This is a genomic window from Arthrobacter sp. HMWF013 (assembly GCF_003061105.1).
Classification (GTDB): Bacteria; Actinomycetota; Actinomycetes; order Actinomycetales; family Micrococcaceae; genus Arthrobacter.
Genome location: NZ_QAIQ01000558.1, coordinates 1 through 13,308 on the forward strand (window position 1 = coordinate 1; position 13,308 = coordinate 13,308).

The 13,308-nt window shown below is 63.5% G+C and carries 13 protein-coding genes; 2 read left to right on the forward strand and 11 right to left on the reverse strand.

Annotated elements, in window-relative coordinates:
• Nucleotides 1-37 precede the first annotated feature (37 nt).
• The 11 genes from DBR22_RS19110 to DBR22_RS19160 all read right to left on the reverse strand — a co-directional run bounded on the left by DBR22_RS19110 (nt 38) and on the right by DBR22_RS19160 (nt 10,406).
• Complete coding sequence (locus tag DBR22_RS19110; protein WP_108600299.1) at nt 38-1,372, reverse strand: MFS transporter; 1,335 nt, start codon at nt 1,370-1,372, stop codon at nt 38-40.
• 115 nt (nt 1,373-1,487) lie between these two features.
• Nucleotides 1,488-2,693 (reverse strand): cytochrome P450, encoded by a 1,206-nt coding sequence (locus DBR22_RS19115; protein ID WP_108600300.1) that lies wholly within the window; start codon nt 2,691-2,693, stop codon nt 1,488-1,490.
• 27 nt (nt 2,694-2,720) lie between these two features.
• Nucleotides 2,721-3,692 carry a PDR/VanB family oxidoreductase gene (locus tag DBR22_RS19120; protein WP_108600301.1) on the reverse strand — a complete coding sequence of 324 codons (972 nt, stop codon included), beginning with the start codon at nt 3,690-3,692 and terminating at the stop codon, nt 2,721-2,723.
• 101 nt (nt 3,693-3,793) lie between these two features.
• Nucleotides 3,794-4,558 carry an IclR family transcriptional regulator gene (locus DBR22_RS19125; protein WP_108600302.1) on the reverse strand — a complete coding sequence of 255 codons (765 nt, stop codon included), beginning with the start codon at nt 4,556-4,558 and terminating at the stop codon, nt 3,794-3,796.
• 337 nt (nt 4,559-4,895) lie between these two features.
• On the reverse strand, nt 4,896-5,963 hold the full coding sequence (locus tag DBR22_RS19130) for an LLM class flavin-dependent oxidoreductase (protein ID WP_108600303.1): 1,068 nt from the start codon (nt 5,961-5,963) through the stop codon (nt 4,896-4,898).
• A gap of 60 nt (nt 5,964-6,023) precedes the next feature.
• Complete coding sequence (locus tag DBR22_RS19135; RefSeq protein WP_108600304.1) at nt 6,024-6,224, reverse strand: tautomerase family protein; 201 nt, start codon at nt 6,222-6,224, stop codon at nt 6,024-6,026.
• A 10-nt stretch (nt 6,225-6,234) separates the two neighbouring features.
• Nucleotides 6,235-7,716, reverse strand: coding sequence for an aldehyde dehydrogenase (locus DBR22_RS19140; protein WP_108600305.1), 1,482 nt, complete (start codon nt 7,714-7,716; stop codon nt 6,235-6,237).
• On the reverse strand, nt 7,713-8,453 hold the full coding sequence (locus tag DBR22_RS19145; protein ID WP_181365249.1) for an alpha/beta fold hydrolase: 741 nt from the start codon (nt 8,451-8,453) through the stop codon (nt 7,713-7,715). Before DBR22_RS19145 ends, DBR22_RS19140 begins: the two co-directional genes overlap by 4 nt.
• Entirely contained in the window at nt 8,450-9,001 is a 552-nt protein-coding gene (locus tag DBR22_RS19150; protein ID WP_108600306.1) for an amino acid synthesis family protein, read from the reverse strand. Before DBR22_RS19150 ends, DBR22_RS19145 begins: the two co-directional genes overlap by 4 nt.
• A complete protein-coding gene (locus DBR22_RS19155) occupies nt 8,998-9,699 on the reverse strand; it encodes an amino acid synthesis family protein (RefSeq protein ID WP_108600307.1) in 702 nt (233 codons plus the stop codon). The genes DBR22_RS19150 and DBR22_RS19155 overlap by 4 nt, the downstream gene beginning before the upstream one ends.
• Nucleotides 9,700-9,716: 17 nt before the next feature.
• The gene (locus tag DBR22_RS19160; protein ID WP_108600308.1) at nt 9,717-10,406 is read right to left on the reverse strand and encodes a GntR family transcriptional regulator; all 690 of its coding nucleotides are present in this window, start codon (nt 10,404-10,406) and stop codon (nt 9,717-9,719) included.
• 118 nt (nt 10,407-10,524) lie between these two features.
• Here DBR22_RS19160 and DBR22_RS19165 point away from each other — a divergent pair, with 118 nt between their 5' ends.
• Both DBR22_RS19165 and DBR22_RS19170 read left to right on the forward strand, forming a co-directional pair.
• Nucleotides 10,525-11,475, forward strand: a complete 951-nt coding sequence (locus tag DBR22_RS19165) for a flavin reductase (RefSeq protein WP_108600309.1) — start codon at nt 10,525-10,527, stop codon at nt 11,473-11,475.
• A gap of 120 nt (nt 11,476-11,595) precedes the next feature.
• Entirely contained in the window at nt 11,596-13,275 is a 1,680-nt protein-coding gene (locus DBR22_RS19170; protein ID WP_108600310.1) for a BCCT family transporter, read from the forward strand.
• Nucleotides 13,276-13,308 lie beyond the last annotated feature (33 nt).

The following is a 13,308-nucleotide window of genomic DNA, read 5'->3' on the forward strand; positions in this document are numbered from 1 at the left end:
CCGCCGCTGGAGCTTGCCCCTTTCTTTGAATCTTTTTTCAGGAGACTCTGGCCAGACCCGGCTCCGTTGCGGGTTCGCTTTTCACGGATGCCCATATCGCGGCCATGGAGAGCGCCGAAACAATCAGAGGGAGCCCGAACAGCATGAAGATGTTCTCGGCTCTCCAGCCGCCGGCGAGCAGGTATCCCGCCAGGATGGGAGAGAAGATCGAGACCAGCCGCCCGATCCCGACCATCCAACCGACTCCGGTTCCCCGCAGTGCGGCCGGAAACAGGGCCGGGGTTGTGGCGTAGAAGCCGGCAACGTTGGCCGAGGTGACGACGCCCAGGATTGCACCGATGATGATGGCAGTAGAGGTTTGATTGAAGGCGATGCCAAAAATGATAAAGATCATGGCGGAGACCAGCAGGGATGCGAGGAGCAGGTGGCGGCTGCGCAGGAAGACGGCCAGGGCGCTGAAGATGAAGCACCCGATGATGCCGCCGAAGTTGACGACCAGGCCCATGGTTACACCCAGGCTGTCGTCACCTGAGGACGCGGCGATGAGCTTGGGTGTCCATGTACTGGCGAAGTAGTAGGCTGCGATCATCAGCCCGTACCCGGTCCAGAGCAGGAGGGTCTGAATGAGCATCCGGCCGGAAAGCAGTTCTTTGATGCTGCCTTGTGCCCGCTGATTTCCGGACAGGCCGGGGAGTTCGGTCAGGGTTGGCCGCTGCATTTGAGCGAGGATGACATTGACCTTCTCCAGCGCGTTGGGTGGGCGCTTGCTGAGCAGGTAGTCGAGGGATTCCGGCAGGAAACGCCAGGTGACCGCGAGCATGATGATGCTGGCTGCGGCGCCGGCTGCGAACACCGATCGCCAGCCGAACTGTGGAATAAGCGGTCCGGCGATGAATCCGCCAAGGGTTGCGCCGATGGCGAAGCCCGCAGTGTAGAGGCCGAAAATGCTCCCCCTGCGTCTGTCTGATGAGTACTCGGAGACGAAGACGTTCAGGTTGGCAATCATGCCTCCAATCCCAAGGCCGGCCAGGACGCGGTATGCCATGAGCTGCACGACGTCGCCGGCGAAGACAGAGAGCAGCATGCCCGCGCTGACCAGCACCAGGGCGACCAGCATCATCCGGCGCCGACCGACCTTGTCGGAGAATGGGGTGAGAAACAGGGAACCAGCGGCCATGCCTACGAGACCTGAGCTCAGCAAAAACCCGAGGGTGACAGGGTCCAGGCTCCAGGCCTTGGAAAGAGCGGGAGCCGCGTAAGCGGTGACGGCAACGTCCATTCCGTCGATGAGCATCAGGGCAATGGCGACGGCAACTGCCTTGATTTGCAGTCTGCTCATTGGTGATGTCCGGACTTCGTTGAGTATGTCCATGTTTACGTCCTTGTAAATAGGGCTCGCTGAACGAAGCGGCCGTTGATGGCCGCCTGGTTGCTGCGATGATTGTGGCGGTATTGGCGATGCCCGGGTGGTAGGTCCGGCCTGCCTCTCAGGCGGTGCGGATACTGACGGGCAGGGATTCCCAGGCGCGCAGGGTGTTGTTGTGGTGTCTGCGTGTTGGTCCGGAAATGTTGAAGGAGGTGACCCGTCGTGCCAGGACCTCCAGGAGGGTCGCAGCCTCCATGCGGGCAATGTGCTGGCCCACGCATTGGTGGATGCCAAAACCGAAACCGACGTGGCCTGACGGGTCCCGGCTCAGGTCAAAGGCATCGGGGTTCTCCCAGCGGCGGGGGTCGCGGTTGGCCGATCCGAGGAACATGAGGATCTTCTTGCCCTCAGGGATGAAGGTGCCACCGACCTCAATGTCCCGCGTGGTGGTTCGAAAAAACGTCTGAACGGGTGATTCGAGCCGCACGGCTTCGTCAAAGGCGGTGCGTGCCAGGGCGGGGTTTTCGCGCAGGCGCGCCCACTGGTCAGGGTTGGTCGCGAAGGCGTAAAGGACCGCCGCCAGACCGTTCACTGTGGTGTCCACCCCTGCCGTGAGCAGCGATCGGACGATCAGCGGTGCCTGGGCTTCGGTGATGTCACCCCTGTCGGCGGCTGCCCAGATCTGAGCCCCAAATCCTCCGGGAGCCAATACGCCGCGGGCGCATTGGGCGGCTATCGAGGCTGACAACTCGGGGACGCGTGGTGCGCCCTTGGCGACAAGTTCGTTGTGGGGTCCGAAGGCATTGAAGACGTGATCTCCGTAGGGAAGGAGGTTTTCCCGGCCCGCCTGGGGTATTCCTACCGCATCCGGGAAGACCCGGAGGGGAAAGGCCGCTGCCAGGTCGACCACGGCGTCGAACTCGGTCCCCTTCGACAGCAAATCCTCAACCAGTGATTGCGCGTCAGCCGCCCATGCTTCGCCCAGCCGCCGGATTTCCCGTGGTCCGAGAATCTTGGACAGGACCGCGCGCGGTGCGTCGTGGTGGGGAGGGTCGGCTTCGAGCAGCAGGCTCGGCGGCCGCCACGGCTTTTCGTACCGGAAGTTGCTCAGCCCCACCCCTGCCGCGGACTGAAAGGTTTGCCAGTCCGAGAGGGCTGCTTTCACCTGTTCATAGCGGCCCATTGCGTAGGCGTCATAAGTGCTGAGGTGCACCACCGCGCCGGCGTCGCGGAGTTCGGCCTGGAACGGAAGAGGGTCTTCCAGAACGCCAGGGCTGAAGGGGTCAACGTCGCTGACCGGCGTTGAGAGGATGGAGGGGGTTGTCATAACTATCCTTTCGCGGTTGTCCGCGGGTCACAGATCAAGAACGAGGCGGTCCCCGCAGGAGCGCGAAACGCACGGCAACATGCAGTTCCCGGCTGCCCGGTCTGCGTCGTTGAGAATCGAATCGCGGTGGTCAGGCCTGCCGGCCAGGACGTCCACCTCGCAGGTTCCGCAGGTGCCCTGCCGGCAGGACGTCAGGACGTTCACTCCGACCCCTTGCAGAGCATCGACGATGCTGACGTCAGGCGTCACGGTAACCGAAAGCCCGGACCGCGCCAGCTCCACGTTAAAGGGAGCATCGAAGGCCGGCGCGCCCTGTTCCCTGGCGGTGAAGTGTTCCACCCGCAGAAGGCCTGTCGGCCAGTCCGAGCAGTGCTGTTCGACGGCGGCCAGCAGCCGGCGTGGGCCGCACGCGTACACCTTTATGTCCGGGGCCGGGCCACCAATCAGGTCCTCCAGCCGACACGGACCGGCTTCGTCCTTGGCCAGCACCTGAACGCGATCCCCGTAGGAGGAAAGCTCGTGAAGAAATGCCATGCTGCCTCGTGACCGGCCGAGGTAGAGGAGATTCCACTCGGCGCCGAGCATATCCGCCTGCTGCAGCATGGGAACGATCGGGGTGATGCCGATCCCGCCGGCGATGAAGAGATACTGTTCCGAAGGAACGAGACGGAAGTTGTTCCGGGGCCCGCCCAGCGCCAGCGTCATCCCCTCGGTGAGTTCGTCGTGGATAAATGCCGATCCGCCGTGGCCGTCCTTATCGTGCAGGACCGCGATGCGGTAGCTGTGCGCATCCCATCGGTCCCCGCACAGCGAATACTGGCGGGCGGTTCCAGAGGGCAGGACAACATCGACATGCGATCCTGGGGACCAGTCCGGCAGCCTGCGCCCGTCAGGATGGGCAAGGGTCAGGGCGACAACGTCCTCGGCCGCCCTGACCTTCGCCGTAACGGTCAGCTTGACCTGTGAAGAATGGGTATCGGGGGTTCCCGGGCTGAACATCTCGGCTCCTTTGCTCGCTGTGTTCTCCTCCCCATGGTGAATTCCATTCGGCCCCGGTCACCATAGGATTCTCAATGATTGAGAGTCCAAGCGCGGAAGGGCTACGTGGGCGGAGGTGCCGGGTATTTCATTGCGCGGGAGATGGCCTTTGACGCGGCCTGCAGGACGGCGACGCGTGAGCGTGCAGCGTCGTCGTTGGGCACGATGACCGCCAGGGCGGCAACCACCTTGTCCGCGGGATCGCGAATGGGCACGGCAACGCCCGTAACGTCGGGGTGGATGTTGCCCGCGAGCAGCGCATACCCCTGCCGACGTACCTCCGCCAGCGCGGCCCTCAACTCGGAAGCAGTGCTGATCGTTCTCTCGGTGAATACCTCAAGCGGCCCTTTGATAATCCGCTCCTGCTGGATCAATGGAGCAAAGGCCAGCAAAAGCAACCCGGACGACGAAGCGTGCAGTGGGAGCCGGCCGGCCACGCGGGTGTAATTGATCACCGCCCCAGGGGCAGTGAGGCGCTCCACGAAGAGCACCTCATCGCCTTCCATGACCCCCAACTGAATATGCTGTCCAACGATGGCGTGAAGATCCTCCATTACCGGCATCGCCGCTTCCCGCAGGCTAAGTGTCGGCGACGCCCTGGATACCGCTTCCCACATCTTGACTCCAATGCGCACTTTCCGGTCATCATCTCGCTGGAGCCAGCCGAAACCAGTCAACTCCTCCACAAGGCGGGAGGCCGTGGCGATATGCAACCCCGAACGGCTGGCAATCTCCGTGACACTCAGTGCCGTGTCACCCGGCCGGAAAGCGTCCACAATGCGGACTACTCGGGAGAGTACGGACTCTCCCCCTTGGGTACGGGCCATGGTTCCAGCTTCTGTGATCAACTTCACCATGTCGAATAGTCGGTGACCAAACGCCAACTACTGGTGAGAGCGACGTTCGCTTTCATCTTGGAACCAAGCCCGGCGGCATGTTTGAAGGTTGTCCAGGTGGGTCACACCCGTAGCTGACACCAGAGCCAGGCATCGCCTGATATTTCATGCCTACGCAATTCTGAATCGGAGCAACAGGCGCCTACCCAAAAAAGCGCTGCGGAGGTAGAGATCCTCTTGCTTCGCGGGCAACTTGGGCAGTCGGAGAAAAGGAAATCCCGGCCAGGGAGCCTGATGAATCAGGTTTCCTGGCCGGGATTTTCCCTCGTTAGTGCACTACGGACGCGGGCTGTTCCTGGAAAGCGGGTACGACGTGTTCGATGAAAAGCTCGAGTGAGCGTTTCTTTTCCTCGTGGGTGAGGCTGTTGTCGGACCAGACGCTGAATTCTGTGACGCCGAGTGCCTCGTAGCGGCGGAGCCGTTCGATGACCTCGTCGGGCGTGCCGATCATGGCTGTCTTGTGAAGGGCCTCGGGCGTGAACTCTGGGCGCTCGGCAAATTTTTCTTCGGGGCTGGGTTCGAGGAAGCCGTTCTTGGGCGTGGTCTTGTTCCCGAACCAGGCGTCGAAGGTGCGGTAGAACTTGTTGATGCCCTCGGCGGGGCGGCGCCATCCTTCGGGTTCGTCACCGGAGTGGACGTGGGTGTGCCGGAGGACCATGAGGTCCGGGCGGGGGACGCCGGGGTTGTTCTCCACCGCGGTGTCGAACTTGCGGGCGAGGTCCTCGACTTCCTCATCGCCCTTCATCAGCGGCGTCACCATGACATTGCAGCCGTTGGCGACGGCGAATTCGTGTGAGGAAATGTCGCGGGCGGCGATCCACATGGGTGGGGTGGGCTTTTGGACGGGCTTGGGGATGCTGGTGGAGGTGGGGAACTGCCACACTTCGCCGTTGTGTTCGTAGTCGCCTTCCCATAGGGCGCGCACAGCCGGGACGAGCTCGCGGAGGTGCTTGCCGCCGTCGACCGCTGACATGCCGCCCATCAGGCGGTCAAACTCGAACTGGTACGCACCGCGGGCCAAGCCCACCTCCATACGTCCGTTGCTGATCACGTCAAGGAGGGCGCACTCCCCGGCCACGCGAAGCGGGTTCCAGAACGGCGCGATGATGGTTCCGGCGCCGAGCCGGATTTTCGATGTCCGCGCCGCGAGGTAGGCGAGCTGGGGCATGGGGCTGGGCGAGATGGTGTATTCCATGGAGTGGTGCTCCCCGATCCAGACTGTGCTGAAGCCGCCGGCCTCGGCGATGAGCGTGAGCTCGGTCAGGTTTTCAAAGCATTCCTGGTACGAGACGGAGTCGTCCCAGCGTTCCATGTGGACGAAGAGGGAAAAGCGCATTGGTGATTCCTTCGTTCTGCGGCGGTGTCCGCCGGCGCGTGGTTGATGACTGCAGCCTGCCTAGGTGGCGGCCGCGTTGCGTTCGGCGATGGTCTGGTTGCCGCGGGACCAGTGTTCGTGCTCGATCTCGCGGATGATGACGGTGGTGTTTTCGGGCACCGCACCAACGGCTGTCTCGGCCGCCCGGTGGAGCTCATCAATGAGCGAGCGGAGCTGTTCGGGGCTTCGGCCGCGGGCGATGGACACTTCGATTAGTGGCATGTGGGGTCCTTTAGCTGCGCAGGACGAACGGGTCCGAAACGGGGCCTTCGTCGGTGTTGATCCAGACGCTCTTGAGCCGCGTGTATTCGTGCATGGATTCAAGGCCGTGCTCGATGCCGACTCCGGAGTTCTTGAATCCCTGCCGGGGTGACATCGGGGACATCGCACGGTAGGTGTTGACCCACACGGTGCCGGCTTCTAGCCGTCGGGCCATCCTGTGGGCCCGTGCCAGGTTCTGGGTCCAGACGCCGGCGGCCAGTCCGTACTCCGTATCGTTGGCCAGGCCCACCACTTCGTCTTCGGAATCGAAGGGCATGATCGCCGCGACAGGTCCGAAGATTTCCTCCCGCACCACGCGCATGCTGTTGTCGACGCCGGTCAGGACGGTCGGCGAGAAGAAGTAGCCGGGAAGGTCAATGTCGGGCCGCCCGCCTCCCGTTCGCACCGTCGCGCCCTCGCTGATGCCGATGTCGACGTAGGAGCTCACCTTCTCCAGCTGGGCGCCGAAGGCCAGGGGGCCGAGTTCGGTGGTGGCCAGGAGCGGGTCGCCGATGATGATTGATGCCGCCCGCTCCGCTACGCGTTCAACGAGCTCGTCGTACACGCTGCGGTGGGCAAAGACGCGGCTGCCGGCGATGCAGGTCTGTCCCGCTGCGGCGAAGATGCCTGCGATGACACCCATCGCGGCGTTGGACACGTCGGCGTCGTCGAAGACGATGTTGGGGCTCTTGCCGCCGAGTTCGAGTGTTGAGCCGATGAAACGTGAGGCGGTTTCCGAGGCAATGCGGGCACCGGTCTGGGTGGATCCGGTGAAGGAGATCTTGGCGAGGTCGCGGTGGCTGACCAAAGCAGCACCGGCTTCCTGGCCGAAGCCCGTGACCACGTTCACCACGCCGTCGGGGAATCCGGCCTGCGATGCCAGCTCGGCGACGCGCAGGATGGTCCGCGAAGTGTACTCACTGGGTTTGATGACCACGGTGTTGCCGGCGGCGAGGGCTGGGGCGAGCTTCGAGGTGGTCAGCGTGAGCGGTGAGTTCCAGGGGGTGATGGCACCGACGACGCCGAGCGGTTCGCGCTGGGTGTAGTTCAGCATCGTGATGGAGCTGGTGGGGATCTGGCTTCCCTGGACCTTGTCCGCCAGCCCGGCATAGTAGTAGAGGTATTCGGGCAGGTTGGCGAGCTGGCCGCGCATCTCCCGCAGGAGCTTACCGTTGTCCAGCGTTTCGAGGTGGGCGAGCTCTTCTGCGTGCTCGCCGATCAGGTCACCGAGGCGGCGCAGGAGGTGGCCGCGCTTTGTCGCTGTGAGGTCCCGCCACAGCGGGGATTCGAACGCCTCCTTGGCTGCGGCCACGGCGCGGCGGACGTCCTCCTCGGTCCCCCGGGCTGCTTCGTAGAGCACCTCGAGGGTTGCGGGGTTGGTGCTGGCGAAGTATTCCCCGCCGGCGGGGGCAGACCAGGTACCCCCGATGAAGTGGTCGAGTCGAAGCGTCATGCCCGTTCTCCTTCGGATTCTTGGATGAAGTCGTTGATCGCTCCGGCCAGGACGTCAGCGTCCTGGACGGGCAGCATGTGCCGTGAACCCGGCACTACGAGGCTCTTCGCGCCGGGAATGGCTTCCGCAAGCCGCCGGGTCATCTCCGGCGTCGAGCCGGGGTCCAGCTCTCCCGTGACAGCCAGGGTAGGCACGTTAATGTGGGCCAGTTCCGGACCGATGACCGCGTCCCCGACGGCGAAGACGCGGTAGGCGTGTACAAAGGATGCGACGTCGTTTGCCGCCAGGGTGCGGCGGGTAGCCTCCACCACTTCCCGGGGTACGGAGGTGCCGGTGTACCAGCGGTCGATGGAGGCCTCGACGGTCGCGGCGAAGTCCGATTCTGCCGCTGCCAGCCTTGCCAGGACGGCCTGGGATTCGGCCTCAGTCCGGTGGCAGACCGAGCTCACGCAGGTGAGTGTTTCCACCCGGTCCGGATGGAACCTGGCAATGTATTGGGCGATCAGTGCCCCTAGGGAGAACCCTACGAGGTGGCTCGTTTGGGGGAGTCGGTCCAGCACGTCCGCGGCGAGATCCGCCAGCGAAGCCGGTCGGGTCAGTGCCTCCTGCCGGCCGTGCCCGGGCAGGTCGATCGCGACCGAATCACGCTTGAGGGCATCCCGGACGGGCCCCCACATGGTTGAGTCGAGGCCGACACCGTGCAGCAGGGCAACGGGCGTTTCGGGCATTGTGGTCATTGCTCCGTGGACAGGGGTGCCAGGCGCTCCTGTGGCCGGCCCTGTGCTGAGGCCGCAAGGGCAATGAGGATTTCACCGGCGTGGGGGGCATCAGCGATCCTGACCTCGACACTCTGGTGGTGGGAGCGGATGGTGGCGTCCGTGATGTGCTTCAGGGGGATGTCGAAGACTGTTCCTGCAGGGGCGCGCTTTTCGACGGCGGGCAGCAGGGTGGTGGCGGACGCGGCCTTGCGGTAGTGGTCGCCGAACTTCAAGGTGTGGATCAGTGCCGAGCCGTGCTCGATCTCCCCTTCGATACCCACGATTGCGGCCTTGCCGTAGGCCTCGACGGGGGCGCCGAGGGCTTCAATGACTTTGGGGGTGAGGAGGGCGCCCAGGTCTGAGGCGGTGGCGTCGATGCCGGCAGTGAGATCCTCGACGAAGCCTTGGCCGGCCCACGGGTTTTCCACGACGGCGACGGCGATCGCGACCCGGGCTCCGGGCGTTACCGGGCGGCCGCCTTCGGTCAGGATTTCTTCGGACAGGGTAACGATTTTGCGGATGTTCATTGCAGGATTCCCTCCAGGATTTCAGCGGTTACGGGGCGGTCTGTTGTTCGGTCACCAATGCGGGGATGGGGACGCGAACCGGTAGAGGCTGCAGCGACGATGACTATCTCGTTGGGATGGGGTGCATCGCTCAGGGTCAGCGTCAAAGTTTGGTAGTGGCTGCGGGTGGAGGCGGCTTCCTTGTGCCACATCGGCACCGCGATGGAGGTTCCCGGCTCTGCCCGGTCATCCGAGAAGGAGAGGATCGAGGTGCCTTCGAGGAACTCGCGGACGAGGTTCCCGAAGTAGGGCGTGTGGATCAGCGCTGCGGCGTGCTCAACCTCGCCGTTGAGACCGACAACGGCCGATTTGCCGAATGCTTCGATCTCCCCGGCACCACCAAGGGCTGCTGTGAGGCGGTCAGTAAGCAATTTCGCAAGGACGGGAGCTATGCGTTCGGTTTCGGGTGCCAGGTCCGTGGAGACGGCCGAACCGCTCCATGGGTTGCGGATGACGGCGGCTGCGGCCGCCCTTGTCACGCTGCTGGCCAGGGCACCTGACCCGTCACGGAGGATCTCTTCGGTCAGGACGGTGATCTTTCGGACCCCGAGTTCCCGGGCGAGTTCGTCGACGGCGGATGCCCGATCCGTTCCCTCAGCAAGGGGGGTGAAGGCGGTCTCAGACACGGTCGAGGCCCTGGGAGAGTTGGTGGCAGTCATGGGGTTCCTTTCGGTAACTAAGCTTCGGCCCCGGCGTCCGCGCCTCGCGCCGCGGCCAGGCTTGAGGCGTTGACGTGGCCGCGCATGGCCAGTTCGGCACCCAGCGGATCCTTTTCCAGGAGTGCATCGACCACCGACTGGTGTTCACGGATGGAGGCCCGCATACGGGCAGGACGCTCAACGGTCTCGAGCACAATGCGGTGGTAGGCAAGCTGGTTCATCAGGCGTCCGTAGTGCTCGACGAGCTTTGAGTTGTCTGACCCGTTGACGATGGTCCAGTGGAACTCATGGACGAGTTCCGCGTACCGGGCGCTGTCCGCACTCCGTTCGGCACGTTCGGATGCCTCGATGTTGCGCTTGAGGATCTCCATTTCCTGGACAGGGCCCCGCCGGGCGAGCAGGCTGGCGGCCAGGCCTTCAAGGCTTTCCTTCAACTGGAAAAGCTCCACGATTTCACGGCGCGTCGGTATCCGGACGAAAGTCCCGACCTTGGGCCGAATCTCTACCAGGCCCTCGTTTTCCAGTTGCTTGAGTGCTTCACGCACAGGTGTCCGGCTCACCTCGAATTCCTCCGCCAGGAAGAGCTCCGGCAGGGGCGCCCCCGGAGGGAACTCACCGCTGAGCACCAGCTTCCGCAGCTTCTCCAGGAGGCTGCCCTGGTGACCGTTCGTCTGTGCGTCTTTCCGCAACTGGGTAACTTCTTGCATGCATCAAACCTACGATGCATACAAGACGGGCGTCAAGGGATTGCGCAAAATCCCCTACATCTCAGCCGTTTCTGATTTTCCTATTGACGCAGATCACACATCGTCCTACCGTTGTGGCATGCAACAGACGATCAATGACACCGTGACAGCCGCCTGGACAGCAGCGTGGGACGAGGGCGACGTCAATGCTTTTGACGCCATCGTCACCCCCGACTACCAGCGCGAGAGCACCGGCACCAAGAAGGTTTCCGGGCTGAAAGAGCTGCAGCAGGAAATTCTCGATGTCCGGGCTGCATTCCCGGATCTTTCCACCCGCATTGAAAAGGTCATCACCAGCGGTGATGACATGGCCATCTTCTGGACCTCGACCGGGACGTTCACCCACCCCCTGCGTGGAGTGCCGGCCACGGGCCGCGTCGTGGAAACACGGGGCTCGAACGCCCTCACGCTAAGGGACGGCCGGATTGCCTACGAGCAGGTGACGTGGGACGCCGTCGAACTCCTGGCCCACCTCGGCATTCCATCCCTCGGCTCCGCCTTCGAGGAGGACGTGCCGGAAGTCGTGGTCGATAACCTGTCCGGCAACCTGCCGCTGGACATCATGAAGGGATTCAACCGGCAATTCATCACTGGGGTCACCGTGGTGACCACCGTGGACGAGGAGGGCACGCCCAAGGGCCTGGCCGCCAACTCCTACGCTTCGATTTCCCTTGACCCGCCGCTCGTCCTGGTCTGCGTCCAAAAGACCTCATCCACCTACCCCGCACTGTTCCAGTCGACGCACTTCGGGATCAACATCCTCAGCAACGACCAGCTCGACACAGTGAAGACCTTCGCCTCGAAGACCCCCGACAAGTTTGCAGACCTCAAGTGGCATGCAGGACCCAACGGCGTACCGCTTATCGACGGCTCTTCCGCCTCGCTCGAAGCAGAAATCAAGGAGCGCTTCCAAGCCAAGACGCACACGATCTTCGTCGGCCGGGTCCGGCATGCCGAGGTTGCGGAAGCAGATCCCATGGTTTACAAGGCGGGCCACTTCTTCGACGGCGCGCGCCTCGAGGAACTCTGACACCGACGTGCCAGCAGCGCCCCGGACCGACACCCCCGGCCGGCCCACGGACGCCACAATCCCTCACATTCACTGAGGGACCCATACCCCACCTCATGCAACGTCGCATCTGGAGTAGCAATGACCCACACCAAGAACCCCGAGGACGTAGTGGAAAACTTAACCACAGGTACCGGCGCAAGCCCCACTATCCTTACCTCCCCCAACGGCGGTAGCCCCGTACCCGAAACAGCCATGGCCGCGGCGGACCGTCTCCGGGGCAAACCCGGCGCGGTTTTCTGGACCTCCGTCGGTCTGATCGGTGCCTTCACCGCCTGGGCCTCTCTCTCCCCCACCAGCCTCAGTGGTGTCATGACCGCGGCAATGGACTGGGTGGCGCAGAGTGTCGGCTGGAGCTACCTGGTGGTAACCCTCGGTTGCATCGGCCTGCTCGTCTACATCGCCCTGAGCAGGTTCGGCCGCATCCGGCTCGGAGCGGACGATGCCAGGCCCGAATTCAGCACCTGGTCGTGGCTGGCGATGATCCTCTCCGCGGTCATGGGCATCGGCCTGATCAGTTACGGCGTCGCGGAGCCCATCTCGCACTTCGCTTCCCCACCGCACGGCCTGGCCCAGGCAGGGACCATGGAAGCTGCGGTACGGGCCATGCAGTTCTCCTACTTCGACTGGGGTCCGCACGCCTGGGCAGTGTTCGGCGTCTTCGGCCTCGCCATCGCCTACTCCACCCACCGCCGCAACAACCCCGGGCTGGTATCGCCCATGCTCCGGCCCGTTTTCGGCAAGCTGGTGGACGGCTGGTTCGGCAAGATGATCGACGTCTTCGCCATCATCGCCACTCTTTTCGGCACTACCACGTCCCTCGGACTTGGGGCCTCGCAGATCGGCGAAGGAGTAAACCGGGTCTTTGGCATTCCGTCCAGCCTTTTCGGCCAAATCATCATCATCGCCGTCATCACCGTGATCTTCACCCTGTCCGCACTCTCCGGCGTGAATCGCGGCGTCAAATACCTGAGCCAAGGAACCATGGTCCTCTCAGCCGGGCTGGGGCTCTACGTACTGTTTACCGGGCCCACCAACTTCATCTCCAACCTGTTCTTCCGCTCGCTCGGCGAATACCTCAGTGGCTTCTTCGCAGTCAGCCTCCTGACTCCGGGCACGCCGGAGGACGTCCAGTGGATGCAGTGGTGGACCTACTTCATGATGGCCTGGTGGCTCAGCTGGGGCGCCTTCGTCGGTGTCTTCCTGGCCAAGATCTCCAAGGGACGCACCGTGCGGGAATTCATCGCCGGCGTCATGATCGTCCCCAGCGTGGTCTTTTTCGCCTGGTTTACCATCTTTGGCGGCTCAGCCATCAAGTTCGACATGGAAAACGGAGGCCAGATCGGCGCGGCAGCACTCGACGACGTAAATTCAGCGTTCTTCGCCACCCTGGCCGAACTGCCCCTGCCCGGCGTTACCTCCATCGTGGCCATCATCCTGGTGGTGATGTACTTCGTCTCCGGCGCTGACGCCAACACCTTCGTCCTGAGCATGATGTCCTCCCGCGGAACACTCAATCCGACCAAGCCAGTCCTGACCCTCTGGGGCCTGCTGACCGGCCTGTGCGCCGTAGTGCTCCTGATCGTCGGCGGCCTGGGCGCGCTCCAGCAGGCAGCCATGCTCTCAGCCCTGCCCTTCACCGTGATCGTGGCACTCCTCGGCGTCGGCCTGGTCAAAGAGCTGAGGAACGACCCCCAATTCGACCGCACCCGCAGGGTAACCCAGGGCGACCTGAATCGAATCCTCACGCCCCAGGCATAACAACAAAACCCGCAATCCCGGTGGTTGAGCCTG